28 protein-coding genes are annotated in these 26,029 nt (G+C 35.1%); 11 read left to right on the top strand and 17 right to left on the bottom strand.

The window, feature by feature from the left end; genetic code table 11:
• Nucleotides 1-58: 58 nt before the first annotated feature.
• Nucleotides 59-1,474: a SpoVR family protein gene (locus I7822_RS14355; RefSeq protein WP_207979281.1), complete on the bottom strand. Its 1,416-nt coding sequence runs from the start codon at nt 1,472-1,474 to the stop codon at nt 59-61.
• Nucleotides 1,475-1,820: 346 nt separating this feature from the next.
• Between I7822_RS14355 and I7822_RS14350 the strand changes: the two genes are divergently transcribed.
• Both I7822_RS14350 and I7822_RS14345 read left to right on the top strand, forming a co-directional pair.
• On the top strand, nt 1,821-2,288 hold the full coding sequence (locus I7822_RS14350) for a DUF2243 domain-containing protein (RefSeq protein WP_307847763.1): 468 nt from the start codon (nt 1,821-1,823) through the stop codon (nt 2,286-2,288).
• Between the two features lie 26 nt (nt 2,289-2,314).
• Nucleotides 2,315-2,776 (top strand): hypothetical protein, encoded by a 462-nt coding sequence (locus I7822_RS14345; RefSeq protein ID WP_207979279.1) that lies wholly within the window; start codon nt 2,315-2,317, stop codon nt 2,774-2,776.
• A 52-nt stretch (nt 2,777-2,828) separates the two neighbouring features.
• Here I7822_RS14345 and hmpA read toward each other — a convergent pair whose 3' ends face one another.
• Nucleotides 2,829-4,052, bottom strand: coding sequence for an NO-inducible flavohemoprotein (hmpA, locus tag I7822_RS14340; RefSeq protein WP_207979277.1), 1,224 nt, complete (start codon nt 4,050-4,052; stop codon nt 2,829-2,831).
• 176 nt (nt 4,053-4,228) lie between these two features.
• On the opposite strand from hmpA, the gene I7822_RS14335 reads away from it, so the two are divergent.
• Nucleotides 4,229-4,678 (top strand): RrF2 family transcriptional regulator, encoded by a 450-nt coding sequence (locus tag I7822_RS14335; protein ID WP_207979276.1) that lies wholly within the window; start codon nt 4,229-4,231, stop codon nt 4,676-4,678.
• A gap of 19 nt (nt 4,679-4,697) precedes the next feature.
• On the opposite strand, the gene I7822_RS14330 is transcribed toward I7822_RS14335, so the two are convergent.
• Both I7822_RS14330 and I7822_RS14325 read right to left on the bottom strand, forming a co-directional pair.
• Nucleotides 4,698-5,051: a DUF3889 domain-containing protein gene (locus I7822_RS14330; RefSeq protein WP_207979275.1), complete on the bottom strand. Its 354-nt coding sequence runs from the start codon at nt 5,049-5,051 to the stop codon at nt 4,698-4,700.
• Between the two features lie 74 nt (nt 5,052-5,125).
• Nucleotides 5,126-6,100, bottom strand: a complete 975-nt coding sequence (locus tag I7822_RS14325; protein WP_207979274.1) for a M14 family zinc carboxypeptidase — start codon at nt 6,098-6,100, stop codon at nt 5,126-5,128.
• Nucleotides 6,101-6,263: 163 nt separating this feature from the next.
• On the opposite strand from I7822_RS14325, the gene I7822_RS14320 reads away from it, so the two are divergent.
• The gene (locus I7822_RS14320; protein ID WP_066337175.1) at nt 6,264-6,503 is read left to right on the top strand and encodes a YhdB family protein; all 240 of its coding nucleotides are present in this window, start codon (nt 6,264-6,266) and stop codon (nt 6,501-6,503) included.
• Between the two features lie 114 nt (nt 6,504-6,617).
• Here I7822_RS14320 and I7822_RS14315 read toward each other — a convergent pair whose 3' ends face one another.
• The 3 genes from I7822_RS14315 to I7822_RS14305 are packed head-to-tail and all read right to left on the bottom strand — an operon-like array spanning nt 6,618 to nt 8,943.
• Nucleotides 6,618-7,145, bottom strand: coding sequence for an NADPH-dependent FMN reductase (locus I7822_RS14315; protein ID WP_207979273.1), 528 nt, complete (start codon nt 7,143-7,145; stop codon nt 6,618-6,620).
• Nucleotides 7,146-7,161: 16 nt separating this feature from the next.
• Nucleotides 7,162-7,812 (bottom strand): response regulator, encoded by a 651-nt coding sequence (locus I7822_RS14310; RefSeq protein ID WP_243459475.1) that lies wholly within the window; start codon nt 7,810-7,812, stop codon nt 7,162-7,164.
• Between the two features lie 3 nt (nt 7,813-7,815).
• Nucleotides 7,816-8,943, bottom strand: a complete 1,128-nt coding sequence (locus I7822_RS14305; RefSeq protein ID WP_207979272.1) for a GAF domain-containing sensor histidine kinase — start codon at nt 8,941-8,943, stop codon at nt 7,816-7,818.
• Between the two features lie 348 nt (nt 8,944-9,291).
• Here I7822_RS14305 and I7822_RS29930 point away from each other — a divergent pair, with 348 nt between their 5' ends.
• Nucleotides 9,292-9,555, top strand: a complete 264-nt coding sequence (locus I7822_RS29930; protein WP_207979506.1) for an ATP-binding cassette domain-containing protein — start codon at nt 9,292-9,294, stop codon at nt 9,553-9,555.
• Nucleotides 9,556-9,716: 161 nt separating this feature from the next.
• Here I7822_RS29930 and I7822_RS14295 read toward each other — a convergent pair whose 3' ends face one another.
• The 5 genes from I7822_RS14295 to I7822_RS14275 form a co-directional block, all read right to left on the bottom strand.
• On the bottom strand, nt 9,717-10,067 hold the full coding sequence (locus tag I7822_RS14295; RefSeq protein WP_207979271.1) for a VOC family protein: 351 nt from the start codon (nt 10,065-10,067) through the stop codon (nt 9,717-9,719).
• Nucleotides 10,068-10,129: 62 nt separating this feature from the next.
• Nucleotides 10,130-11,875, bottom strand: a complete 1,746-nt coding sequence (locus I7822_RS14290) for a phospho-sugar mutase (protein ID WP_207979270.1) — start codon at nt 11,873-11,875, stop codon at nt 10,130-10,132.
• Between the two features lie 400 nt (nt 11,876-12,275).
• Complete coding sequence (locus I7822_RS14285; protein WP_207979269.1) at nt 12,276-13,820, bottom strand: bifunctional GNAT family N-acetyltransferase/carbon-nitrogen hydrolase family protein; 1,545 nt, start codon at nt 13,818-13,820, stop codon at nt 12,276-12,278.
• Between the two features lie 51 nt (nt 13,821-13,871).
• The gene (locus I7822_RS14280) at nt 13,872-14,525 is read right to left on the bottom strand and encodes an HAD family hydrolase (RefSeq protein WP_207979268.1); all 654 of its coding nucleotides are present in this window, start codon (nt 14,523-14,525) and stop codon (nt 13,872-13,874) included.
• Nucleotides 14,526-14,740: 215 nt separating this feature from the next.
• Entirely contained in the window at nt 14,741-15,166 is a 426-nt protein-coding gene (locus I7822_RS14275; RefSeq protein ID WP_207979266.1) for a CBS domain-containing protein, read from the bottom strand.
• A 246-nt stretch (nt 15,167-15,412) separates the two neighbouring features.
• On the opposite strand from I7822_RS14275, the gene I7822_RS14270 reads away from it, so the two are divergent.
• Together I7822_RS14270 and I7822_RS14265 are read left to right on the top strand one after the other, a co-directional pair.
• Complete coding sequence (locus I7822_RS14270; RefSeq protein ID WP_207979265.1) at nt 15,413-15,844, top strand: disulfide oxidoreductase; 432 nt, start codon at nt 15,413-15,415, stop codon at nt 15,842-15,844.
• A 1-nt stretch (nt 15,845) separates the two neighbouring features.
• Nucleotides 15,846-16,316 (top strand): thioredoxin family protein, encoded by a 471-nt coding sequence (locus I7822_RS14265; protein WP_207979263.1) that lies wholly within the window; start codon nt 15,846-15,848, stop codon nt 16,314-16,316.
• A gap of 101 nt (nt 16,317-16,417) precedes the next feature.
• Here I7822_RS14265 and I7822_RS14260 read toward each other — a convergent pair whose 3' ends face one another.
• The gene (locus I7822_RS14260) at nt 16,418-16,822 is read right to left on the bottom strand and encodes a DUF5365 family protein (protein WP_207979262.1); all 405 of its coding nucleotides are present in this window, start codon (nt 16,820-16,822) and stop codon (nt 16,418-16,420) included.
• Nucleotides 16,823-17,165: 343 nt separating this feature from the next.
• Between I7822_RS14260 and I7822_RS14255 the strand changes: the two genes are divergently transcribed.
• The 4 genes from I7822_RS14255 to tatC all read left to right on the top strand — a co-directional run bounded on the left by I7822_RS14255 (nt 17,166) and on the right by tatC (nt 20,845).
• Entirely contained in the window at nt 17,166-18,074 is a 909-nt protein-coding gene (locus I7822_RS14255; protein WP_207979498.1) for an RluA family pseudouridine synthase, read from the top strand.
• A 217-nt stretch (nt 18,075-18,291) separates the two neighbouring features.
• The gene (locus I7822_RS14250) at nt 18,292-19,740 is read left to right on the top strand and encodes an alkaline phosphatase PhoX (RefSeq protein WP_243459473.1); all 1,449 of its coding nucleotides are present in this window, start codon (nt 18,292-18,294) and stop codon (nt 19,738-19,740) included.
• A gap of 32 nt (nt 19,741-19,772) precedes the next feature.
• Nucleotides 19,773-20,003 carry a twin-arginine translocase TatA/TatE family subunit gene (gene tatA / locus I7822_RS14245; RefSeq protein WP_207979260.1) on the top strand — a complete coding sequence of 77 codons (231 nt, stop codon included), beginning with the start codon at nt 19,773-19,775 and terminating at the stop codon, nt 20,001-20,003.
• Nucleotides 20,004-20,110: 107 nt separating this feature from the next.
• Complete coding sequence (gene tatC / locus I7822_RS14240; RefSeq protein ID WP_207979259.1) at nt 20,111-20,845, top strand: twin-arginine translocase subunit TatC; 735 nt, start codon at nt 20,111-20,113, stop codon at nt 20,843-20,845.
• 103 nt (nt 20,846-20,948) lie between these two features.
• Here tatC and srtD read toward each other — a convergent pair whose 3' ends face one another.
• The 4 genes from srtD to I7822_RS14220 form a co-directional block, all read right to left on the bottom strand.
• Nucleotides 20,949-21,527 carry a class D sortase, LPxTATN-specific gene (gene srtD / locus I7822_RS14235; protein WP_207979258.1) on the bottom strand — a complete coding sequence of 193 codons (579 nt, stop codon included), beginning with the start codon at nt 21,525-21,527 and terminating at the stop codon, nt 20,949-20,951.
• A 143-nt stretch (nt 21,528-21,670) separates the two neighbouring features.
• The gene (locus I7822_RS14230; protein ID WP_207979256.1) at nt 21,671-22,249 is read right to left on the bottom strand and encodes an NAD(P)H-dependent oxidoreductase; all 579 of its coding nucleotides are present in this window, start codon (nt 22,247-22,249) and stop codon (nt 21,671-21,673) included.
• Between the two features lie 186 nt (nt 22,250-22,435).
• Nucleotides 22,436-24,511 carry a GAF domain-containing protein gene (locus I7822_RS14225; protein WP_207979254.1) on the bottom strand — a complete coding sequence of 692 codons (2,076 nt, stop codon included), beginning with the start codon at nt 24,509-24,511 and terminating at the stop codon, nt 22,436-22,438.
• A gap of 449 nt (nt 24,512-24,960) precedes the next feature.
• Complete coding sequence (locus I7822_RS14220; RefSeq protein WP_207979246.1) at nt 24,961-25,929, bottom strand: magnesium transporter CorA family protein; 969 nt, start codon at nt 25,927-25,929, stop codon at nt 24,961-24,963.
• Nucleotides 25,930-26,029: the final 100 nt, after the last annotated feature.

Below are 26,029 nucleotides of genomic sequence, written 5' to 3'. Positions count from 1 at the left end.
TAATATGCTATTTTTTCCCCATTAAAAAAGCCACTGAAATCTCAGTGACTCTCTCCACTTATAAATATTTCCTAGAAATACTTTTACCATCATACGTAAACAGCACTGGCTTATCCTCTAGCACACTTTCCATATGAACTGGTCGACCCCAAAGTTGATACACATAAGGCAGAACCTTCTCCAAATACTTAAGATCCAATTCAATATCTTCAAACCAATGCTTTAAATAAAGCTCATTATTTTTCAAGTAGTCTCCATCATTTACAGTGATGTATGGAAATCCACCATTTACACGCATACTTACAAGCTGATCTCTGACCGCTTCCCACTCTTTATCAACAATTTTATAATCACGGCCCTGTTTTTGGAATAAATACATATCTTCACGCATGACTAGGTCCTTCGTTAAATAATTGCGAATAAACGATATATCTGATTCAACTTCACGTACTTCAAACATTTTGTCTCGACCAGATCCGGGTGTTGCACCAAACATTTTCATCTCTTCAGTTGGGTTGTTGTAGCGCTCCTCAATATCTTCAAAGATTTTCAATCCTAAATAGTAAGGATTAATACTAGTTTTAGATGGCTGAACTACACCTGCGTTTAATTTTGCAAATTCTATTGACTCATCAGATGTTAAATCAAGCTCACGGATGATCCGTTGATGCCAATAGGAAGCCCAGCCTTCGTTCATGATTTTTGTTTCAAGCTGTGGCCAAAAATACAGCATTTCCTCACGCATCATTGTTAAAATATCACGCTGCCAATCCTCTAGTTCCCGACTATATTCCTCTATAAATAAGAGAATATCCTTTTCTGGAGATGGTGGAAGTTTACGTTTTTTCTTTTTAATTGAACGATTTAGGTCTTGTTTTTGATCAAGCTTCCAAAGATCATCATAAGGTGTGACGGTTTTTTGTTCTTCTTCTTCGATGTCGATATCATCGATTGACCACGCAAGCTTTGGACGAACAAGTGATGGATCAATATGCTCTTGAATCGAAAGGACTGCATCTAAAAACGTCTCTACTTCCTGTCTCCCGTATTCAATTTCATAATTCTTTATTCGTTCAGCAGTTGCTGCCATACTTTCAACCATTTCCCGTTTTGTATTACTAAAACGAGCATTGTTTTTAAAGAAATCACAATGCGCTAATACATGGGCAACAATTAATTTATTTTGGATCAGGGAGTTCGTGTCTAACAAGAAGGCATAACAAGGATCAGAATTAATAACTAGTTCATAAATTTTACTTAATCCAAGATCATATTGGAGTTTCATTTTATGAAATTGTTTACCAAAGCTCCAGTGTGAAAACCTCGTTGGCATACCATATGCGCCAAATGTATAAATAATATCAGCAGGACAGATTTCATATCTCATCGGATAAAAATCTAGCCCAAATCCTTTTGCAATTTCAGTTATTTCACCAATTGCATATTCAAGGGCCTTTTGATCAGCATCTTTCATGGTCTCCCCCCTAAGCTATTCTTAACATAGTGTATGAGCGGAATTAGCGAAACATGAGGTTGTATTTTTCATATGAATAAGTTTTTATCTTAAAAATGAGAAATAACAAAACGAAAATACTTCTACATGCATCTACATCAACATACAAGGGTTCGTAATTATGAACATCAATATTTTCTTTTTGAGCGTTGTTAAAATTGCAAACATTACAAATCAGATGTACGGAATGTCCTTGAAAAACGAAAAACGCATGAAATGAGGGTCACAATTAAATTAACAGTTTAATTTTTAATAATTCGGAAAAAATGTATTAATGTTCAGAATTGTATATAAAGGAGAAAAAATTGTGAGTACAAAAACAAAAACAAGATTCATTAATATTGGTAGTTTTGTATTAGGATTTGGTTTTTTAGGGGCTTTGGATGGGATTATTTTTCATCAATTATTGCAATGGCATAGTGTGATAATGGCAACAGATCGGCCCGGACAGATTGTCAGTGATGGGATATTTCATTTTGCCGTTACCATTACATTAGTTCTTGGAGGAATTCTACTGTGGGTAGCTGGAAATCCAACTAATCTTTCAAAAGGTATTAGGTTGTTAGTCGGAGGTATTTTAATCGGGGGTGGTACATTCAATATAGTGGAAGGTATTATAAACCACCATATACTTCAAATCCATCGTGTGAAGCCAGGTGATCCGAATGCTTTAGCTTTTGATCTTGCTTTCCTAGCAGTTGGATTACTTTTACTTATCATTGGTATGATCATTAAGCGAAGTGGAAGACCACATCTAACATCAATTAATGCATAATGTAATTTTAAAAATAGGAGGACATAATGTATAGATTTTTTAGTTTTATTGTGATCTTTTCCTTTGTTTCAGTGATGCTATATTTCCATCTTCAAAATGGGCACGATCATGCATCGAGTAATTCTGAAGTTCATAACCATAAGCTAATTGAAATCCCTCACTTCCAACAACCACCTTCGTTAACAGGCTCTGTTACACAAGACCCATCTGGTACCTGGTTACTGGAAATCCAAACAGAAAATTTCAGCTTTACACCAAAAAAAATTGGAACAAATGATATTCGTTATGATGAGGGACATGCCCACCTTTATATAAACGGAGAGAAAAAGAATCGGTTATACGGTAATTTTTACAATTTAGATGTTCTCAAGCCAGGGACTTATCATATTAAGGTGACGCTTAATGGCAATAATCATGGGATTTTTACTTATAATGGCGATGAAATTGCTTATAACCAAACAATTAAAATTCCTATTGAAGTGAAATAAAACAAGGTTGACTCAGGACCACTATGAGTCAACCTCAATATCTAGGCTACGATTATGCTTGTTGATACTCTTTTAAATTAATAGAAGGTCCAAAGAATTCAAAGTGAATATTTTCTGTTTTCACACCTAGAGTTTCAAGGGCATCTATTACGTTTCTCATAAACGGAACAGGTCCGCATACATAAAATGCTGCTTCTTTATCTGTAACGATTTCTTGAAGCTTTTGGTAATCAATATAGCCTTCTAAGTCAAATGTCTTATTCTCTCTATCAGACGCTGTTGGATTTTCATATACATTATATGTTCTTGCATTTGGTAACAGGTTAATTGTCTCAGTTATTTCCTGATGAAAGGCTTGAACTTCACTATTTTTCGCTGCATGAATAAATGTTACAGCTCGATCTGTTTGCTGTTCAGCAACTCTTTTTAACATACTCATCATCGGTGTGATTCCTACACCACCACTTATAAGGTAAAGAGGGGATTTATTACTTTCATCAAGTACAAAATCTCCTGCTGGAGCAGTTAACTCAATTTCATCGCCTTCATTTACATGATCATGTAGATAATTTGAAACCTTACCTAGTGTTGAAGGTTCAGCCCCTTCTCTCTTTACTGAGATTCTTAAGTAATCCTTTCCAGGTGCATCTGATAAACTATATTGACGATTTAGTAAATACTCTTCACCTGATACTGTAAGACGAACGGTTACATATTGACCTGGTTGGAAGGCAGGCACATCTGATCCATCTGTAGCCTGTAGATAAAATGAAGTGATCAATGAGCTCTCCTTCACTTTTTTCATGACTTTAAAGGCTTTGAACCCTTCCCATTTATGTGTATTAGCTTCCTCATACATTTCATTTTCGATATCAATAAATACTTGAGCAATTACTTGATATGCCTCTCCCCATGCTTGAAGAACTTCTGGAGTGGCAGCATCACCTAGTACATCCTTAATCGCCTTTAGTAAAAATTCACCAACTATTGGGTAATGCTCTTTCTTTACATTTAGACTGCGGTGCTTATGCGCAATTTGTTTAACAGCAGGTAATAGCACTTCAAGTTGATCAATATACGTTGCAGCTGCATATACAGTGTTTGCTAAAGCTGTTTGCTGACGTCCTTGCTTCTGATTTGCATGATTAAAAATATTCAATAACTGTGGATGTGCCTCAAACAACGTTTTGTAAAAATATGAGGTAATTTCGACTCCTCTTTCGGCTAAAACAGGTGCAGTTGACTTTACTATTTTAATCGTGTTTTCAGATAACATAATTCCAGCCCCTTAAAGATGTATTTTAAATATATCTTTATAATAGTAATAATGATCCATAAAAGCAATATTCCTAATACATCTTTAATAAATCTGTCACAATTAAACGTAAAATATAAATTTTTAGAGGGATTATGGTATTATTAAATGAAACTAAAATTGTGAGGTCTTCTTTTATGAGATTAACAAATTATACTGATTACTCGCTTAGAGTCTTGATATATTTAGCATTGAAACCTCGCGATGAGCTTTCAAATATTAAGGAAATAGCAGAAGCTTATAATATTTCGAAGAACCATCTTATGAAGGTAACCTATGAGCTTGGTAAAATGAATGTTATTGAAACCATCCGTGGACGTAATGGTGGAATAAGGTTAGCCCATTTACCAGATCAAATAAACATCGGGGAAATCGTCCGTAAGACCGAAGAGGATTTTCATCTTGTTGAATGCTTTGACAATGATCAAAACCAATGTGTGATATCACCAGTTTGCGGATTAAAACATGCACTAAACAAAGCTTTACAAGCATATTTTGCCGTACTTGATCAATACACTTTAGCTGACTTAGTTAATAATCAAAATTCATTATTAGCTTATTTTTCTCTGAATAAAGACAAAGAATAATAAGCAAAAGAAGACGCTCCTACAACCCAGGAGCGTCTTCTACTTTTTCAACATTTACTGTTATAAGCTTACCTGTCTTCGGATTAAACACAACGTCTACATTTGCAACAAAAAGCTTATCCTTTTCTTTCACTTTCACATGAAAAATGTCCTTAGATTCTTCTTCATTTACTTCTTCTCGTTTTACATATTTGTAATCGATAAGCTGTGATTCTGGGTACTTTTCCTTAACAGATGATAGAGCAATTCGACTCCACTTTTCGTAATCAACATTCTCTACATTCTGTTCCCCATATGCTTTAATTCCAGCGGTGAAAATAATCGTTAATGCTACGAATGTGAATAGGATCTTTGATAGTGAGACAGTTTTCATTACATTTTCCTCCAAATTGCTTGAATATGAAGTTAATTTGCCCAATTTTTTTTATCCTATTCATCATCACTGCATCATTTTAGAACTTCACTCTCAGCATATTTAGCCATAATAAGTCCAATTTCCCTATTTCGTTTCCACTCTTCCTCCAAATCAGATAAAGGTGGGTTTGTTTCTTCTACTGGATAGCTCAGCTCAATGGTTAATGCTGGTTTTTTGTATGTTTGAATAAACCAATCCGTATACCCTCCACCAATTGCATTTGCAGGTGGATATGATATTTCATATCCCGTCTTATTTGCAATCTGTTCAATAAGATCATGATCACGTTGCAAATGCTCAATTTCATTAAAATAATACCAATAAATCATACGGCCAGAAGTATGGTACGAGGCAGATACTAAGGGACGAACTTGTTTAGTAAAGGTGGTAAGAGCCAGTGTTTCCTTCGCCTCTAAAGGCTTTTGACCTTTATAATGCGAATAGGATGCGTATCGTTGGTTTCCTTCAATTTGTTCCCAACCTGCTGGATACTGTCGGTTTAGATCGACACCTAAACCATTAGCTTTCCATCTAGAAAAGTCCTCATTTCCTTTATTCATATCTACATATATCTCTTGTAACAAAAGTGGTAACTCTTTTATCCCTTCCTGCTGTATCGTTACACCATCTGGATTAACCATTGGGACAAACCAAATTGAGATTTGATCCAATATATTAAGATTATGACCAAATAATGATTGGTTTTTCTCATATGCCGATGCATATTGTTCTATCATGTTCATGATGACATGCGTTGTAAGCCATTCCCGTCCATGATGACTTCCAGTTATCAGAATCGAATTCGAGCCCTGTCCAACCTTAACAGCTAAAAGGTCTCTGCCAAATTCAGATTGACCAATTGTTTTCAATTCCAACTGATATGTTTTAGCTAAGGAGTTTATTTGGTCCTTCATTCGTTCATATGTATACATTTCAGTTGTTAAGGCATGAGCATGGCTTATTCCTAAAAAGAAAACGATAAAAAATGTAAAAATCCTTTTAATCATTATTTGTTTAACATCCTTTTTGTTTTTTATCTTTCCAACACATTGTTTTTTTATTAGGGTAATCACTTCCATACCTTATATAGCAACAACACCAAGTTTTACACAGTAAGAAAATGCTCAGGAGACACACAATAATCATATCTCCTTAAGAAGGAGGGATTGAATGAACAGTGTTGATTATGATAAAGCATTGTACTACACTCATCGTTCACAGTGGGATAACTTGCTTATACTAATGGTCCGCACTAAGGACGATTTCCTGTCGAAGAAAATAGAGCAGTTTTTACATGCATATAACTTTGAACATGACTACAAAGAAGTCGAGAAACAGTTATATTCATTACTCAGATATATTGATCATGCTGTTGAATATCCAGAAATGGAATATGCTCATCAGATGTAAAGACTAAAAGCGCAAGCGCTGAACGTCAAACGCTTATCCACAGTACAATAAAAGATAAAAAAGAGGCTGTTACTTAGTTAGTATTTGCCATACTACCTAATGTCAGCCTCTTTCTTATTTATTTAATTCATTGAATACATTTGTGAAAACTGTTAATTCTTCAATTAATTGTTTAACAAGCAATGCAGGCTCTGTTTTGATTTCATTCTTGTCGTAATCAAAGCAAACCGGATCAAGTACTAATTGCTTCGGAATTGCATTCGCGTAAACTCCACGCATAACCGTTCTCATATTATTTAATGCATTTATTCCACCTTTACCTCCACCAGCAACAGCAATTAATCCTACTGGCTTATGTGCGAACTGTTCACTACTTAAAAAGTCTAACGCATTCTTTAATGCACCACTCATACCACTGTGGTATTCAGGTGATAATAAAATAATAGCATCTGCAGTTGATACTGCTTGCTTTAAATCTTTAACTACTTGGAGCTGTTTCTGTTCTTCTTCTCCATTAAATAATGGTACATCTTTTTCACTTATATCAAAGTATTCTGTATCATATGTCTTTGCAATAAATGATGCGGCTATTCTTGTTCTACCTTTTTTTCTTGGACTTCCATTAATAACTAATATTTTCAATTTTATCTACTCCCAATTATTCTTTCACTATATATCCATTTTTCACTGCATATAACGCAGCCTGTGTTCGATCAGAAAGCTGCAGCTTTGCAAGGATATTTGATACATGTGTTTTCACCGTTTTTTCAGTTATAAATAATGACGAAGCAATTTCCTTATTGCTCTTCCCCTTAGCTAGCTCGTTTAAAACATCTTTTTCCCGCTTTGTCAAATCACTTATTTTAGATGCTTTCTGATTCGCACCCATTGATAAATGGGTCATTACATGTGAAGTAACTTTTGGGTGAAGCTTACTCTCACCCTTTAATACATCCCGAATCGTTTCAACTAGCTCATCTGGCTCAATATCTTTGAGTTGGTAGCCAGATGCACCAGCACGAATGGCGGGGATAACATGATCCTGATCCGCATAGCTCGTTAATATAATAATTTTTACTGTCTCATTCATTTCTCGAATTGCTTTAGTTGCCATCACACCGTCCATTTCTGGCATAGACAAATCCATCAAAACAACATCTGGCTCGAGCTCAGCAACTAATTCTACTGCTTCTTTTCCATTTTTCGCCTCGCCAATAACCTCAATATCTCTTTGTGTTTTGAGGAAAAATAGCAAACCCCTACGCACGACATGATGATCATCTGCTATTAATACTTTTATTTTCTCCATGTATTAAACCCCTTTTTGCAATGGAATCATAATTTCTATCTTCGTACCCTTACTAGGAGTACTTATTATGTTAAAGCTTCCATTTAATCTCATGACACGTTCTTTCATTCCTTTAAGACCTAATGATGGGATCACAGCCTGCTCATCATAATGAAAGCCTATCCCTTGATCACTAACAATCATTTTCACAGTTTGCTTTGAACGAGTAATGGAAAGGAAAACCTCATTTGTACCGGAATGTTTTTTGCAATTATTTAATGCCTCTTGACCAAATCGCCAAAGCTCTTCTTCAATATGGCAAGGCAGTGTATTAACACCTGCAATTTCCGATTCTATCTTTAATCCTAATACTGTTGCATAATTTAACAGCGCTGCCGCGATTCCATTTTCTAATCCCTGTGGCCGTAACTGCCAAATAAGTGCCTTCATCTCTGTTAATGCTTCCTGTGAAAGCTCTTGCATATAAGTGAGCATTTCCTTAATATCAGGCTGGTCGGTCAATTCTTTCGTTCCTCGCGCAGTCAACATAATTGAAAACAGCAACTGATTAACGGAATCATGTAAATCCTGTGCAAGCCTGTTTCTTTCTTCAATTAACGCATGTCTTCTCTCTTTTTCTACAAGCTCAATTCGCTTTATCGCTGTTCCAATTTGAAAAGCAACTGATTCTAATAATGCTAGCTCTTCATTGGAGAAATGCGTTTTATTTGGAGCTGCAACATTTAGTAAACCAAACTTTTCATCACCAGCTCGTAATGGTACTGTTGCATGATGAGTAATGCCCCTTGTTTCCCCCAAGTTATGCTCGATCACTTCTTCAATTCTTTTACATGAAATAATATTGGCAGCCTTTTTCAATCGTCCATCTTTATAACTATCAATACACCAGCAGCCACCTTGGCACATTGGCTTTTTCCGATTCCAAGTTAAACCTTCTGGTAAGGAATAATCTGCAGCTAATTCATACTCACCCTGCTTATTAATTAAGAAAATCCATCCTGTATTAAGTTCTATAACTTGAAGTAATTCCTTTAGTACTTCCTTTAACATATCCTCTACATCTGTTGCTTCATTTAATTTTTCAGCAATTATTTTTAACGTAGTTAACTCGTGTACTCGATTATCATTCATTCAAGTCTCACCTAGCCCCAATGGTTTCTTACTACCTATTATAACAACTTCTTATCACCGAAAACCTTCGCTATCCGTATGAATTTCTACTAAGACTTTTGAAGTAGTTTTTTTACTTGGCTGTTTTCGCAAACTTTGTAGCTATTTACCGAGTAATGGGGTGTGGCTGATTGCAGCGAGAGTTACTCGCTTTCCGCGGGGCGTGCGGTGAAGCCTCCTCGACGTAAACGCCTGTATGAGTCTCACCTGTCCCGCTGCACCCGCAGGAGTCTCGCAACCCGTTCTAATCAACCTGAAATAGTTTTTGTTTTAAACGCAACAATCTGTTAGAAAAGAGCCTTTTTTTATATTGACTTAACTGTTCATATTGTACAAAATAAGGAGTTTTTAAAAGAAAGGCAGCTAAAGGTTATTGAGGATCAATTAGGTTTAATCGGACCTAATAGTGCAGGTAAGACATCTTTGATTCGTTGTTTGATGAATTTAATGCATATTGATTCTGGAGAAATTAGATTGTTTGGGAAGACTAATCTTAAAGCAACAAACGAAAGGAGAAAATCGGATTTGAATTATTTTTACGAGGATCATTCTATAGAATTTATTTGTACCTGAGAATCCAAAGTTCCCATCGGTAGAGGATTTCTTAGCTTCTAATGGTCAAAATAAATGGATAATTGCAAAGATTCTATTTGTTGTAGCTCTACTAATTACGTTTACTTCCTTCAACATTTATGTAAAAAGCACAAAAAAAGGGATCTATGAGGATAACAGATTTAACATTGACATACCATTAAAATATTTCCGTCAGGATCCTTAAAATTAAACCAATGATTGTGTTCTATTTCAGTTATTAGGTCTACATTCTTCATTTTCATATAGGTGTAGGCTTCCTTAATGTTATTTGTATTTAAATGAAATGCAGGTACTTTATAGACTACATCCTTCGAAAATATTTTACTATCTAATACAATATTTGTTCCATTCATTGGTAGCACATATAAATGCTCAAATAGAATTTCTCCATCCTTAGGCAAACCTATTATGTCACAATACCAATCACGTGCCTCTACAAGATTACTCACAGGGATAAAGATCGTACCAACTTGATTTAAAATTGGATTCATATAAAAGGCCCCCTAAATAATTGTTAGAAAGCGGACAACAGCTATTGTCCGCTTCAATCATTTTACTTGCTAAGTGCAGCAATTAATTCATTTACCTTTTCCATTACACCAGCTTCAAGTGCTGCTAGTTGTTGTTCACTTTGTTCTAGAGTGTCACTCTTAACCCCAAAGTAAAACTTTGCTTTTGGCTCTGTTCCTGATGGTCTTACACAGAACCATGAATTATCTTCTAGAATATATTTTAAAACATTGGAACCAGGCAAATCGATCTTTTCTGTTGTGCCACCTAATACGTTTTGACGTTCACTTGTTTTATAATCCTCAATTGTCGTAATTTTTTTACCAGCTACTTCAGTTGGAGGATTTGTTCTAAAGGAATGAAGAATGCTTTGGATTTGTTCTGCTCCTTCTTTTCCTTTTAAGGTAAGAGATTGCAAGCCTTCCTTATAGTAGCCATACTCTTTTAAGATTTCAAGCAAGCCTTGATACAGTGTTAGCCCTTTCTTTTTATAAAAGGCACTCACTTCAACTGCTAATAATGCAGCCTGGATTGCATCTTTATCACGAGCAAAATCTCCAATTAAATAGCCATAGCTTTCTTCATAGCCAAACTGGAATTGATATTGTCCAGTTCTTTCATACTCGTTAATTTTCTCACCAATAAATTTAAATCCTGTTAACGTATCTATAGTATCTAAGCCGAATGATTTTGCAATATCACGGCCAATTTCAGAAGTTACAATTGTTTTTAACACAACGCCATTGCTTGGTAGTGACCCATTTACTTTCTTCTCTGAGAGTAAATAATGAAGAAGAAGTGCTCCTGTTTGGTTACCAGTTAGGACAACATATTGACCTTCATTATCTTTAACCGCTACACCAAGTCTGTCTGCATCTGGATCTGTACCGATAAGTAGATCTGCATCAATTGCCTCACCGTCACGAATTGCAAGTGTGAAGGCATCATGCTCTTCTGGATTAGGTGATTTAACCGTTGAAAAATTTGGATCTGGTAGTTCTTGCTCCTTTACAACAGTTACATTTTCATAGCCTAGTGCTTGTAATCCGCGACGAACAGGTTTGTTTGCTGTTCCATGTAATGGAGTGAACACTACTTTTACATCTACCTCTTTTGAAAGAGTAGGATTAACAGAGATTGTTGTCAGTTTCTCTGTATAAGCTTTATCAATTTCTTCACCAATCATTTTGATGAGACCTTGCTCTTTTAATTCAGCCTCTTCCTTTACCTCTACTAGTAATTCATCCTCTACTTTATTTACATAGGAGATCACTGTATCAGCTGCGGCTGGCGGCAATTGTCCACCATCATCCCCATATACTTTATAGCCATTATACTCTGGAGGATTGTGACTTGCTGTAATCACAATCCCTGAAAATGCATTCAGGTAGCGTACAGCAAATGATAGTTCTGGAGTCGGGCGTAACTCTTCAAATACGTATGTTTGAATTCCATGAGAAGCCAACGTCTTTGCAGCTTCCATTGCGAATTCTGGTGACTTATGACGTGAATCATAAGCAATAGCTACACCACGCTTTTTTGCTTCCTCACCAAAAGAATCTATGTAAGATGCCAAGCCTTCAGATGCTTTACGAACAGTGTATAAATTCATACGGTTTGTACCCGGACCAATTTCTCCGCGCATTCCACCCGTTCCAAATTCTAAATCCTTGTAAAAGCAATCTTCTAACACCTTTTCATTGCCTTTAATTTCAGTTAATAGAGTTTGTAATTCTTGATCTAAATCTTGTTTATTGTTCCAACGTTGATAGCTTTGTTCCCAGCTCATCTTTACCTCCTGGATTTTTTCATAGTATTCTCTCGAAATAACATTCCTATTTTAGCATATTCTAGGACTTTCCACGTAATTGAATTTCTACAAATTCTGCAGTTTTCGACTACCTTTGAGAGGGTTAGTATTAAGAAGTTATTTTAGAACAACTTTGTAAAAGTAGATTAATATTAATAAGTAGAATACACTTTATTTTTTACTTTTTTAACATATTAATTGATCGACAAAAGCCGACGACTGCTTCTTGATTTTTATTTGAGAACTTTTTTACATTTGGGATAGCTTTAGAATAAAAGCGCTGAAGCTGGATGTCAAAGTGTTTTCCATAGTACAAGAATTTTGCAGTTCTGCTAACTACGAAAAAACTGACCCAGTCGTGAGTCAGCCTACAAAATCATTAATGATTCTTTTTATAATTAATCGAATAAATATCCTTTCTTCGATCTTTTAATTGATTCACAGTTCCTGATTGTCGTTGGCGTCTTAAGATCTCTAAGTCAACGTCCCCAATCGCCACCATTTCAATATTTGGATTACATTCCACAACGATTCCATCTCGCGCAAATTCAAAATCAGATGGTGCGAAAATAGCTGATTGGGCATATTGAATGTCCATATTTTCTGTTTGTGGTAGGTTACCGACAGTTCCAGCGATAACTGTATAGATTTGATTTTCAACTGCACGTGCTTGAGCACAATAACGAACTCTTAAATAACCTTGACGATCCTCCGTACAAAACGGCGTGAAAATGATTTTAGCTCCTTTATCAGTCGCAATTCTTGCAAGCTCTGGAAATTCAATGTCATAGCAAATTTGGATTGCAATTTTACCACAGTCTGTATTAAACACCTTCACTTGATCTCCACGGCTAATCCCCCACCATTTTCTTTCATTTGGGGTAATATGAAGTTTATATTGTTTCTCAATTGTTCCGTCACGTCTAAATAAGTAAGCAATATTGTAAATTCGCCCTTCTTCCTCAACAACATGTGAACCGCCGATAATATTCACGTTATAACGGACTGCCAATTCAGTGAAAAGCTCAATATATTCTTCCGTATACTCTGTCAATTTTTGAATTGCTTTACTTGGTACTTTTTCATCATGGAAGGACATAAGCTGAGTTGTGAAAATTTCTGGAAACACTGCAAAATCAGAACCAGCATCTGATGCAACATCTGTGTAATACTCTACTTGCTTTGCAAATTCCTCAAAGGAGTTAATTTGTTTCATCATATATTGCACAACACATACTCGGACTGGATGAGATGTTTTATAATAACGCTTTGTATTAGGCTGATAATCAACGTTATTCCATTCCATAAGTGTTGCATACTTATATGAAGCTAAATCATCTGATAAATAATTTGGGTTTATTCTCATCAATGTAAATTCATTTAAAAGTTGGAAAGATAGAACTGGATCATATATTTTATGTAATGTAACTTGCTGCACATATTCTCTAGGTGTTAATTCATCTGCATATTTGTAATAATTAGGGATTCGTCCACCAATGATTATGCTTTTTAAGTTTAATCTTCTAGCTAAGTCCTTCCTAGCCTCATATAAACGGTGTCCTATTTTCATGCGACGGTAGTTTGGATGTACCATCACTTCAATTCCATACATATTGTATCCGTCTGGATTATGGTTTGTAATATAACCATTATCAGTAATATCATCCCATGTATGACGATCATCATATTCATCAAAGTTGATTAACAAACTAGAGCATGAACCAATGATTTTCCCTTCTAATTCCGCACAAAACTGACCATCTTGAAAATGCTCTATATGACTTTCAAGGTGTTCTCGCTTCCAAGGTGTCATACCTGGAAAACATTTATTTTGAAGCTTTAAAAGTTCATCAATATCACTCTCTTCGATATTACGTATAATCATTTTTTTCTCAAATTTAGATAAATCTAGCTCTTCTGACATGATGGTAGCTCCTTTGAAATAAATATCTCAATGATATATTACCCTTTATTGCTATTCTAAAAACGAGATTAATTCCTTTAGTTCCATATGTGCCATTGATTCTAAGCTGTGATCTACTTGGCAAAAAACTAAATCTTTTGTAACTGTGTTTGGTACAGTTACGCATTTCATCCCTGCACGCTTCGCTGCTAACGCACCATTTGCTGAGTCTTCAAAAGCAATGCACTCCTCAGGTTTTACCCCAAGACATTTTGCTGCTTCTAAATATAATGCAGGGTCAGGTTTTACAAACTCAACATGATCAGAAGTCCGAATACATTTAAAACGATCTAATAGATTTAGTCTTTTTAAATGAGATGACACCCATTCGTAATTCGAGCTAGAAGCAAGCCCTATTTTTAGGCCAAGTGTTTTGGCTGCTTCTAAATAGTCAATAACACCTGGTCTTGTCTTTTCTTGAGCAATTCTTTGCGAAAATCGCTCTTTCTGTAGGTTTGACAATTCATTATGGTCAAGTGCTTTTTTAGCTTGTTCTTCAAGATATGTAAAAGGACTAAAATCTGATTTTGTACCAATCAATTTCCCCCAAATACTTAATGGTAATTCACATTCATGTTCTGCAAAAATTTCACATAATACTTCATATTCATGCGTTTCTGTATCTAAAATCAAACCATCAAAGTCAAAAATAATTGCTTTTATCATGGATTTCATCACCTCTTATGTATTATACAAAAATTGGATTAGTTTTTCATTCTTCAGCCCAATGTTATGAGTTTATGAAGCCAAATGGTCTTGATTGAACTCATTATTTAACCACTACCTTATTATTTGAACCACCTTGATAATAAAATTTCAACCATAAACCTTATTTAACACCATGAAAAAGAGGCAGGCAAAAGTGCCTACCCCTTCTTTGCTTATGATGTTTTATTTGGCTCAGAAATGTTTGTTAATGCTACTCCTGCAGCCTGATCTGACATTTGGTTAGTTGCTAAGTCTCCGAGAGCGACGATACCTACTAGCTGATTGTTTTCAACGATAGGTAAGCGGCGAATTTGATGCTGTGCCATTACCTTTGCTGCTTCCTCTGTGGACATTGATGTATGTCCTGAGACAAGGTTTGTCGACATGACTTGTGAAATAGGTGTATTACTATCTCCACCTTGTGCAGTTGAACGAGTCGTGATATCACGGTCCGTAATAATTCCTTTAAGCTGACCATTATCTACAACTGGAATCGAACCAACATTATTTTGGCTCATGATTTCTGCAGCTTCTTTAATCGTTTGATTAGAAGATACAGTTTCTACATTAGTTGTCATACATTCTTGAATTGTATTCAAGATGATCCACCCCTTTCGAATCATAGTATGGGCAGTTGTTTGAACTTTATTTATAGAAGTTTTTATCATGGATATTTTGTAAAATATCAGTGAAAATTAATAAGTAATCATGCTTACATTTCGTTCGATTATTAAAATTAAGTTAAATTCAACAATAATTTCCTGCAAATTCACAGTCTATCCATTTTACAGTCCATTGTGGAACGACTATAATTTAAGAAAACATAGTAATTGCGAGGGGATGTCATGTCGAGCTCGAATGAAAAGCGAGTTGAAAATTTATTGTCTATTGGCTGGATTGCTTCTTTTATTGCTACACTGGGAAGCCTCTACTTTTCAGAAATATTAGAATATACACCATGTGAACTTTGTTGGTACCAACGAATATTTATGTATCCGTTAGTTATTATTTTAGGAATTGGCGTATTTAAAAAAGATGCTTCGATCGCTCTTTATTCACTAATTCTATCAGCGATTGGCGGATGTATTTCCATCTACCATTACAGCATCCAAAAGATTGATTTTTTGGGTGAAAAATCAATTTCATGTGGTATCGTTCCTTGTACTGGTGAATACATAAACTGGCTTGGGTTTATTACCATCCCTTTCTTGGCACTGATAGCATTTATCATCATTTTCATTACAAGCATACTAATTTTAAAAAAGGCAGGTCGTTAAGTTGAAAAAAATACTTATTTTTGGTGCAATTATTATTGTTCTCTTTGGAACTTTAGCATTTGTAACAACCTATCAAAAAAGTGAAAAGGCAGAAGGCAATGTATACGGAAAGTCTGATTTACATACTGCCACAATAGATCAATTAGATGATCCTAATTATCAAAACATCATTCTTCCTGATGAGTTAGAACAAAAGTTAGAAGATAAAGAGGATATGATTGTCTATTTCTTTAGCCCTACTTGTGAACACTGTCAGGTTACTACACCAGTTCTTATGCCTGTAGCTGAAGAGGTTGGTGTTGAAATCAATCAATTTAACTTATTAGAGTACGAAGATGGTTGGAATCAATACCGAATTAATGCTACCCCAACTCTTGTCCATTACAAAGATGGAAAAGAAGTTGCTCGTAGTGAGGGATCTAATACAGAAGAAGCTTTCCATACTCTGTTAACAGATTGGAAGGCTGAGTAAAGAAATACTTGGATTTCGATCTGAAGTCTGAGGCTAATCTTTATTGATATTTCTACAATAAGCAAAAAGACGCGGTTCCAGTAAAGGACCGCGTTTTCTACTTATATTATCAAGCTATTTGCCGGCTTAATAAACTGACTGAATTCCCCGTCCTGACTCTTAGCCTCTTTAAATTGAGAAAATGATAGTGGGAAAAAGTATCCATATTCATTTAAATTATTGCAATTACGTTCAAACATTTCTTGATACTCCCGTTCATTCTTGCAATCGTTAATATGTTCCAATACGGCAATGACAGCTTGGAGACTAGAAATAATTTGAAAGGCATCTTTCAATGTACCATTATACATTTGATCTGAATCCTGGGGCTGTAACACTTTTTGGCCTTTTAAGGTTTTAATTTCAGTATCTGGGAAAAACCTTGGAAATACTTCCGTATATATTTGTTCAACAAGCTCATCTATATGACGTTCTTGTTCTTCTGTTGACGCAACAACAACCTTCATTACTATCACCCTTTTTAGAGTCTTATATTTAAAAAACCAAGGCTATCGATAAGCCAAGTTCTTCAAATCTTCCATTCTTCTTTATCTTAACTATAGTAAGCATACCACACTCTATTTCGACATTGCAGAGGTAAGTGTTACCGGAACTAGATTGTACATCCATTATTAGTTCTGTATACTTTTTAAAAGGCTCTTTAAAACAACACTGTTAATAAATAAAGGAAATCTGCGACACTACTACGGGAGAACTAACTGAGTGAGAAGGCTTGGCAGTTAGTCCGTGGAAAGGGAGAAAATTTCCCTTCCCTAATATAAAAACAACACGTACATAAAAGGATTGGTGATCAGCTTGAAAAAAATAGGCGAATGGCTAGAAATTGTAATTCCTAGTGAATGGACTCCTAACACCGTTTTTCACTTCCTTTCAAAGGAACTCGGTGTTTCTAAAGCGCTTATCCAGAAGTGGAATAATGAATCAGCTATAAAAAAAAATGATAGCAAAGCAGACGTCAATCATAGACTTAATCTTGGTGACCGCTTATATTTACATATATTTAAGAATGAAGATTTCGGAGTAATACCTGAGTATCGACCTATTGATGTTCTATATGAAGATGATCATTTGTTAATCGTCAATAAAAAAGCAGGAATTGACACGCATCCGAATGATCCTGAGCAAAAAGGAACTTTAGCAAATCATATTGCCTTTTATTATCAAATGAACGGTCTCCAATTAAAAATCAGACATATCCATCGGCTAGATAAAGATACGTCTGGTGCAATCATATTTGCAAAACATGACTTAGCCCATTCCCTTCTGGATCAAGCTCTAGAGCTAAGAAAGATTAAACGTACATATATGGCTATTGTCGAAGGAAAATTACCTCATTTAAAAGGAGAAATTAACCAACCGATCGGAAGAGACCGACATCACGCTACACGGAGGAGAGTTTCCCCCAAAGGTCAAAAGGCGTTGACACATTATCAAGTAGAACAATATCTACCAGCTAATAATCTATCGATTGTATCTCTTCAGCTTGATACAGGGAGAACCCATCAAATTCGGGTACATTTAAGCTCAATTGGTTACCCGATTATTGGAGATGTTTTATATGGTGGGAAAAAAGGGATCATTAGCAGGCAAGCCCTCCATGCAGCGAAGGTTTCTCTTCTTCATCCATTAACAGGTGAAGAAATAGATGTTGAGGCTGAGCTCCCAAAGGACATACTGCCATTAGTAAAGAAAGCATAACACTACTACTAATTACCTAACTAAATCAAGTTTAGCACCAGAATTTAAGGGTTGTGTTATTACCTATAACCTACTTAAAGACTGGTGCTTTTTACTTGTTTTTCTTAATTAATAAAACATTAACATAACACATGCATTTCGTTAATATTCAATTGGTAGCTTGTACATAGACTTACAGCAATGAAACTCATCTCAAAATATCAAGGAGGGATCTCCATTGAAAAACCAAAAAGAGTTTAAAAACATGAATCGTAGGGACTTTTTAAAGGTTGGAGGTATGAGTACAGTTGCATTGTCTTTAGGAGCTACAGGTGTGTTCTCACTTGCAAATGCAAAAAAAGGTTTTGCTGCATCAGGGACAGCTACGAGCGGATTTGGTGGGTATGGTCCACTTGTAAAGGATCCCAATGGAATTTTAGATCTTCCACAAGGTTTCCATTACAAAATTATCTCTGAAGAGGGTGGACAGCTTTCAGATGGACGTCCAATTCCAGCAATGTTTGATGGAATGGCTGCTTTTTCTGGACCTCATAATTCAACGATTCTTGTTCGGAATCATGAGCTTAGTGGAAACACAAAGTATCCTGTTGAAGGAAAGAACCCGTATGACAAGAGCAAAACAGGTGGTACATCAGCGCTTGTTGTTACACCTAATCGTGAAGTTGTAAAAGAGTATATTACTTCCGCTGGTACAATTCGTAATTGTGCTGGAGGGGCAACACCATGGGGCACTTGGTTAACTTGTGAAGAAACAATGAATGAAGGTCACGGCTATGTATTTGAAGTCGATCCTAATGAACCTGAAAATAACCTATCCAAAACGCCAATTAAAGAAATGGGTGCCTTTTCCCATGAGGCAACAGCTATTGATCCTGCAACTGGCTATGTTTACCTTACTGAGGATGCTTCAAAAAGCTTTTTATATCGTTTTATTCCAAACGATACAAGCAGAAAACCTGGAGCTCTTCAAAAAGGTGGAAAGCTACAAGCTGCTGCTATTGAAGAAATCGGACATACGTTAGCAAGTTCCTTTAATCAAGGTCAAAAGTTCGGGATTGTTTGGAAAGATGTAGATCCTGAGAAGCCAACTCTTGAAGCTGAGCAAAAAGGATGTATTATATTTAGTCGTCTAGAGGGTGCCTATTTTGCAGGAGGAGTTTTCTGGTTTGATGATACTTCTGCTGGTGATGCAAGAAAAGGTCGTGTTTATCGCTATATTCCTGCAACTAACACGTTAGAGTTATTTTATGAATCTTCAGATGCAAATGATTTAGAGGCACCTGATAATATTTGCATTACACCTTGGGGAGATTTATGGATTGCAGAAGATGGTGGAGATTCAGACAGAATGATCGGCTTAACTCCTGAGGGTGAGGTTTACGTATTTGCAGAAAACCGCCTAAACGGGAGTGAATTAGCCGGCCCTACCTTCTCTCCAGACGGAAAAACCTTTTTTGTTAATTGTCAGACTCCTGGAATAACTTTTGCAATTTGGGGTCCTTTTGCACGTCGTAACTCTGCAAGACAACGTCTAATGGGACATGCCGCACCACCAAGTAATTTTGCACCTATTGTTTCAGATAAGCTTGTTGCTTTTGCTGAAAATCAAGGGATGTCTGTTCTAGAAGCAGCTGCACTCCATAGAAATGGCATGCCTATCCTTTAAACAAACTATTACTTATATATTGGAGGTTTCATATGTTACAAAACATAGGTATTCCCGGACTAATCATAATCCTAGTGATCGCATTAATTATTTTCGGTCCTTCAAAGCTTCCTGAAATAGGACGAGCTTTCGGATCAACCTTAAAAGAATTCAAAAAAGCAACAAATGATCTAGTAAATGGAGATAGTAAGGAAAAGAATCACTCAGAGGATGTAAAACAGCTTCAAGCGATTGATAATTCCAAAAGTAAGACAGGTAGCTAAAAAGGAAAGATGTAAGTGGGTCAATTCAGTTGCCTGCTTACATTTTTTTCTCTTATAAAGCTGAAAACATAGTGTTTTGTTTTCTTTTTCAGAAAGGAGCTTTACATATGGATTTAACAGAAAAGAACGTTATTGAACATTTAGGAGAGTTACGAAAACGAATCATTATTACGCTGATTTCCTTTATTATTTTTCTGACTGTCTCCTTTATTTTCGTAAAGGATATTCATGACTTCTTAGTAAAAGACCTAGATGATAAATTAGCCATATTAGGTCCTGGAGATATCCTTTGGGTATATATGGCGATTGCTGGATTTAGCGCAATCACACTAACTATTCCTATTGCTGCTTTTCAAGTATGGTTATTTGTCAAACCTGGATTAAAAAAAGAGGAACAACGTGTAACATTAGCATTTATCCCAGGTATTTTTATCTTATTTATTTTAGGAATTGCCTTCGGTTATTTTTTATTATTCCCAATCGTACTAGGCTTTTTACAAAGTCTAGCAGGAAATCAATTTGAAACATTTTTTACTGTAGATAAATACTTTCGCTTTATGATTAACCTTACATTACCTTTTGGATTTTTATTTGAGATGCCAGCAGTCTTTATGTTTTTAACAAGACTAGGTATTATTAATCCACAGAAACTTGCAAAAACAAGAAAGATTTCTTATTTTATCTTAATTGTAATATCCGTTTTTATTACACCACCTGATTTTATATCTGACATTTTAGTCATTGTGCCGTTATTGCTGTTATACGAATTTAGCATTACACTATCAAAAATTGTTTATCGAAAGAAGATTTCCCTTGATCAACCTTCATTACATGCTAGCTAAAGGTAAAAGCAACAATCTCTTAGAAAAGAGCCTTTATCCATTAAAAACAAATAGCCTGAGTCCTTATCAAATCGGACTCAGGCTAATTACGTATTACAGCGTATTAAACTGTCTTCTTTTTAGCATAAATAATATATCGTTGTGGAGCATTTCCGACATAGCTGAATGGATAACATGTTGTGAGGAGAAGCTCTTCTGTTTCATTTTGCAGGGTAATGATACTTAAATCATCTGATTCCACAATTTTCGTTTCAGTAATTTCATATTCAAAGTTGCCGTATGGTAGGACAATTTCAAGTGAGTCGCCTATTTCAAGTTCTCCAGCCTTACGAAACACCGTGTCACGATGCCCTGACAAGACAATTTGGCCCTTTTCATCCGGGTAATAGCTGCCTTTATAGTGCCCAACCCCTTTTTCAAGATCATCAGGATCCGTTCCTTCAACGATAGGTAAATCCGCATTCAATCTTGGAATTTGTAAAATGCCGACTGCTTCACCCATTGGCGGTTTAAATGTTCCGTCCTCTACTTTATACACTTCTTTACTAGGCGGAGATTCAACAATTGCTTTTGCCTCATCTAAAGTCTTAGAAGTTTGCATCTTTGTATCAGCAATTTCCCATACAGCATAAGCAACTATACAAAGACCAACAACAATCAATAAATATGATAGCTTCTTCATTACCTTCCACTCTTTCCTCTATTAATAGGTTTATTATATCACAGCTATGATTACCAATATTAACAGAGTACATAGAATTACACCTTTAATTGTTAAAATTTTGTAAATAGGGGACTGTCCCCCATCTTTTCATCTTTTACATTTTATAAAATATCAACAATACCTTCTGCCTCTTTCAACATCTTTTCTCTCGATTCTTTATCAATATGCGGAACAGAAAAGAAGAATTTATGGGTGATAACATCTATTCCACAGTAATCAAAAATACCAACATCCATCGCTGTTTCCATTGATGATACAAGTTGATTAGGCTTCATAAACTCCTCAGTTTGGCTAGTTGTCTGAAAAATAACTGCCTTCTTTCCTTTAAGAAGTCCATCTACTTGACTTTTTTCAAATCTAAAAGCGAATCCATTGGTAAATACACGATCAAAATACCCTTTCATCATTGCAGGCATACCACACCACCAAGAAGGGAAAATAAAAATTAAGTTTTCCGCCCAAGATATCTCATTCTGTTCTAATTGAATTTCTTTAGGAAGTTTCGTTTGATAAAAGCTTGTATGATTGTCCTCTGTTAATATAGGATTAAATCTCAGTTTATACAAATCCCTTACTTTAACCTCATAGTTTTTATGTATTAAATGATTTGTTACTTTATTGCATATAGCATGATTAAAACTATCCTCACAAGGATGTACCAGGATTATCAGCGTATTCATACATGCCTCCAAAAGTCACTTTTTCTTCTAGTATTTGATGTTTCTTAGCCAATATGCATTTAAACAAACGTTTATTTAAGCTCCTCTGACCTTATTAAATGTGAGATACGCAATTCTTAATACATCATAAAAGCGTGCAAAAAACCCCTCTCAAACTAAATTAAGAAGGGCATTTCTACATATATTTTAATATTCTATAGGTAATAAAATCTTCACCTTTGTACCCATGTTGAGCTGACTCGTAAATTCAATTCTACCTTTATGATTTTGGATAATTTTATAGCTTATCATTAATCCTAAACCACTACCTTTTTCTTTATTGGAGTAAAAAGGTTCCCCTAGTTTCGAAAGTCTTTCTTTTGTGATGCCTATACCCTGGTCTTCAACTAAGACATACACAAACTGTTCCATTTCCGTTCCAATTTCAATAGATACCAATCCACCATCAGGCATCGACTCAACTGCATTTTCAATAATATTTTGGAATACCTGTTTAATCTGATTCTCATCACAAAGAATGGATATTGTTTCTTCATACATTTTTAAGGAAAACTGGATATCATGTAAGTTGGCTTGTCCTTCAATTGCATTCACAACTTCTTGTATTAACTTAACAATATCCCTTTTCTTATAATTTGTTTCATGATGAGGGTTTGCAAGCATGAGAATTTCATTAATAAAATTTTCAATTTGATTAAACTCTGATAGTAATATCTCTTTAAATGAAAATTGTTCATTATTAAGTAATTGCATAAATCCTTTAATACTAGTTAATGGATTTCTAATTTCATGAGCAATACTGGCCGCTAATTGTCCAACCGCTGCAAGCTTATCGGATTTTCGTAGTAATTCTTCCTTAATTTTAGAATCGGTAATATCTTCCGCAACTCCAGCTATTCTATAGACCATTCCTTCTTTATTAAAAATTGGTACAATTCGATTACGAATCCAACGCATCGTTCCATTTGTATGAAACAACCGATAATCAAATTCTCCACTTTCTTTTATATTTTTAAAACGATTGACTGTGTGTTCAAGGTCATCAGGATGAATAGCATTCAACCAATACGTAGGATTTTGGTTAAAATCTTCAATAGTAATTCCAGAAAGATCAAACCATGCGGAACTCATATATAGGAGTTTTTCCTTTTTTATATCAAACATCCAAAATGCTTCCTTAATATTATTTGCAATTTGCTGCAAACGTTCCTGACTTTCTTTTAGTTTTGCTTCAGATTGTAATCGTTCCAGTTCATTCCCAATCCACTGTGCCATTAATTGTAAAAACTCTAAATCTGAGGAAGATATCGTTCGTACATCATGACTTCCTGATATAAAACAAAACGTACCATAAAATTGTTTATTTACAAATATAGGTGCTCCTATATATTCGTCTATCTTAAATCCATTAACCGTGTATTGATTATATGAATCTTTTATATGGACCGGCTCTAAAGAAGCAGCTACTTTTGATGAAAACGTATCTGTTAAAGGAAGTAGATCACCTGGCGTTAAGAAATCTCCTGATTCACCAATTGCTTCAAGAACCTCATATTGGTCTTTCTTAATCCGTGATACAACACCATTAGGAAAATTAAACCGCTTGCATCCTAATGTCAAAAGATTTCTTAATTTATCTTGAAAACTTAACTCGTTATTACTTGTCACTTCATATAGCGTTCGAATGGATTGTTCACTAATTGTTCTCTCAATTAAATCAGCTTTTAGTTCTATTTCTGCAGTTACCCAGTTGCTTAAATCAATTAAAGTGTTTAACTCGTCTTCACTAAATAAACGAGGCTTTGTATCTATAATACATAATGAACCTAAAACATTATTATGTTTCGTAATAATAGGAGCACCTGCGTAAAAGCGTATATTATATTCTTTTACAAAGCGATTATTAATAAATCTATCATCCATTAAAGAATCCTGCACAACTAATGGGTTCCCATCAGCAACTACATAATGACAAAATGCAGCACTTCGTTCAGTTGAGCGCGATTCCTTCAAATTGTCTGGAAGCCCAACACAAGATTTAAACCATTGTTTTTCTTCGGTTATTAATGTTATAAGAGATATTGGAACCCCAAAAAGCCTACTTGCCAAATTTGTTATTTGATCAAATGATTTTTCCTCTGGAGTACCAATGAGATTAAGACTATATAGTTCTGTTAATCTCCTCTGTTCCTTTTCTAAAAAAGAGGAGTTACTTTCTTTGAATATACCCTCTAAATTAAAAATAGAAATCACTCCAAGCATTTTTTCACATTATAACATATGGGAAATATATGGTATAGAACGAAAGTTCGATATATTCCATAAACAGATAAGTATATTTATCGTTCCAAATTTGAAAATCATTTCTTAAGGCTCTTTTCTAAGAGATTGTTGCTTTTAAAACAAAAACTGTTTTAGGTTGATTGGAACGATTGCGAGACTCCTGCGGGAGTAGCGGGACAGGTGAGATCTCACAGGCGATTACGCCGAGGAGGCTCACCGCCCGCCACGCGGAAAGCGAGCATCTGGAGCGGAAATCAACCACACCGTACAACTTGGTAAATAGCAACAAAGTTTGCGAAAACAGCCTTTCTTAAAGTACAAACGTACTAGACAGAAGTTATTTTTGAAGTTAGAAAACGAAAAATACAGTTAGGAATAATTTGTCATCAGCAAACCCCATTCTGCAAAATTCTTTTTATTAATCATGATCATTTTGTTTTTTCAGATTCACCCTTTTTTCCCCACCAACCTTTATTTCTAAAATACAAAGCAATTCCAATTCCTAATCCAAAAATCAACAAAAGTACATATAAATACCCATAGTCCCATTTCAATTCAGGCATGTATTCAAAATTCATCCCATATAATCCTGCAATAAAGGTCATTGGAATAAAAATCACACTTACAAGAGTTAGCGTTTTCATAATTGTGTTTGTATGATCTGATTTTAATGAAAGCTGTAGGTTGAAAATGCTTGCCATGTTTTCTATAAACGTATCAAAGGCACTAATGATCCGAGCATAATTGTGTTGTAAGTCCTGAAAATAGAACCCCGAATCTTCATTTATATAAGGAAATTCTGACTGACCAATTGATTTAATGACGTTTTCTTGAGGTTCAATAATTTGCCTTAAATCATGTAATCTTGCTTTCCAGCGATACGCCTTTTTGCCAATCTTATTTTCGAATGGATCTTTAAATACACTTTTTTCTAAAGCTTGAATTTCATCGGCGATTTCATCAACTGCACGAAGAAACTCGATCGATACTTTATCAATGATCCGATACAAAATATAACCAGTATGGGACATATGCTCAGGATTTTCTTCAAAGTGTTTTATAATTTCTGAAAGTAAGTGAAGATTACTATCTTGCTCACGCGTAATGATGAAATTAGTACCAACAAGTATGTTTATTTTTACCGGTTGAAAATCCTCTTCAATTGAAAATAATGAGATAACAGCTTCATTCTTAAATATATTTACTTTTGGAAGATCACTAAACTCTTCCATAAACCGTTGAGCTAAAGGATGTACCTTTAACTGTTCAGTTATTGTATCAAGTGTTTTTTGATATGACTTATTTTCAATATGAAACCAAATAATCTCGTCAGTGGTTGGAAGTGTAAACGATTCAATTCTTTCTATGTTTTTTGATTGTTTATTATACTTAAGCATGCTGCTCCCCTTCACACAAAATAATATGATGATTACTATTATTGGTTATTAGAGAAAATTCATTCTTTAAGAACAAAAGCGCTGGAGCTGGATGTCGTGC

Source organism: Metabacillus bambusae (assembly GCF_017497975.1).
GTDB lineage: Bacteria > Bacillota > Bacilli > Bacillales > Bacillaceae > Metabacillus > Metabacillus bambusae.
The sequence above is the reverse complement of the archived record's forward strand: the minus strand, read 5'-3'. Positions and strand labels throughout refer to the sequence as shown.

Excerpts from the sequence above, each read along its gene's own strand:
- I7822_RS14355 (WP_207979281.1), bottom strand. The coding sequence starts at position 1,474 with ATGAAAGATGCTGATCAAAAGGCCCTTGAATATGCAATTGGTGAAATA.
- I7822_RS14345 (WP_207979279.1), top strand. The coding sequence starts at position 2,315 with ATGTATAGATTTTTTAGTTTTATTGTGATCTTTTCCTTTGTTTCAGTG.
- hmpA (WP_207979277.1), bottom strand. The coding sequence starts at position 4,052 with ATGTTATCTGAAAACACGATTAAAATAGTAAAGTCAACTGCACCTGTT.
- I7822_RS14335 (WP_207979276.1), top strand. The coding sequence starts at position 4,229 with ATGAGATTAACAAATTATACTGATTACTCGCTTAGAGTCTTGATATAT.
- I7822_RS14330 (WP_207979275.1), bottom strand. The coding sequence starts at position 5,051 with ATGAAAACTGTCTCACTATCAAAGATCCTATTCACATTCGTAGCATTA.
- I7822_RS14325 (WP_207979274.1), bottom strand. The coding sequence starts at position 6,100 with ATGATTAAAAGGATTTTTACATTTTTTATCGTTTTCTTTTTAGGAATA.
- I7822_RS14320 (WP_066337175.1), top strand. The coding sequence starts at position 6,264 with ATGAACAGTGTTGATTATGATAAAGCATTGTACTACACTCATCGTTCA.
- I7822_RS14310 (WP_243459475.1), bottom strand. The coding sequence starts at position 7,812 with ATGGAGAAAATAAAAGTATTAATAGCAGATGATCATCATGTCGTGCGT.
- I7822_RS14305 (WP_207979272.1), bottom strand. The coding sequence starts at position 8,943 with ATGAATGATAATCGAGTACACGAGTTAACTACGTTAAAAATAATTGCT.
- I7822_RS14295 (WP_207979271.1), bottom strand. The coding sequence starts at position 10,067 with ATGAATCCAATTTTAAATCAAGTTGGTACGATCTTTATCCCTGTGAGT.
- I7822_RS14290 (WP_207979270.1), bottom strand. The coding sequence starts at position 11,875 with ATGAGCTGGGAACAAAGCTATCAACGTTGGAACAATAAACAAGATTTA.
- I7822_RS14285 (WP_207979269.1), bottom strand. The coding sequence starts at position 13,820 with ATGTCAGAAGAGCTAGATTTATCTAAATTTGAGAAAAAAATGATTATA.
- I7822_RS14280 (WP_207979268.1), bottom strand. The coding sequence starts at position 14,525 with ATGATAAAAGCAATTATTTTTGACTTTGATGGTTTGATTTTAGATACA.
- I7822_RS14270 (WP_207979265.1), top strand. The coding sequence starts at position 15,413 with ATGTCGAGCTCGAATGAAAAGCGAGTTGAAAATTTATTGTCTATTGGC.
- I7822_RS14260 (WP_207979262.1), bottom strand. The coding sequence starts at position 16,822 with ATGAAGGTTGTTGTTGCGTCAACAGAAGAACAAGAACGTCATATAGAT.
- tatA (WP_207979260.1), top strand. The coding sequence starts at position 19,773 with ATGTTACAAAACATAGGTATTCCCGGACTAATCATAATCCTAGTGATC.
- tatC (WP_207979259.1), top strand. The coding sequence starts at position 20,111 with ATGGATTTAACAGAAAAGAACGTTATTGAACATTTAGGAGAGTTACGA.
- srtD (WP_207979258.1), bottom strand. The coding sequence starts at position 21,527 with ATGAAGAAGCTATCATATTTATTGATTGTTGTTGGTCTTTGTATAGTT.
- I7822_RS14230 (WP_207979256.1), bottom strand. The coding sequence starts at position 22,249 with ATGAATACGCTGATAATCCTGGTACATCCTTGTGAGGATAGTTTTAAT.
- I7822_RS14225 (WP_207979254.1), bottom strand. The coding sequence starts at position 24,511 with ATGCTTGGAGTGATTTCTATTTTTAATTTAGAGGGTATATTCAAAGAA.
- I7822_RS14220 (WP_207979246.1), bottom strand. The coding sequence starts at position 25,929 with ATGCTTAAGTATAATAAACAATCAAAAAACATAGAAAGAATTGAATCG.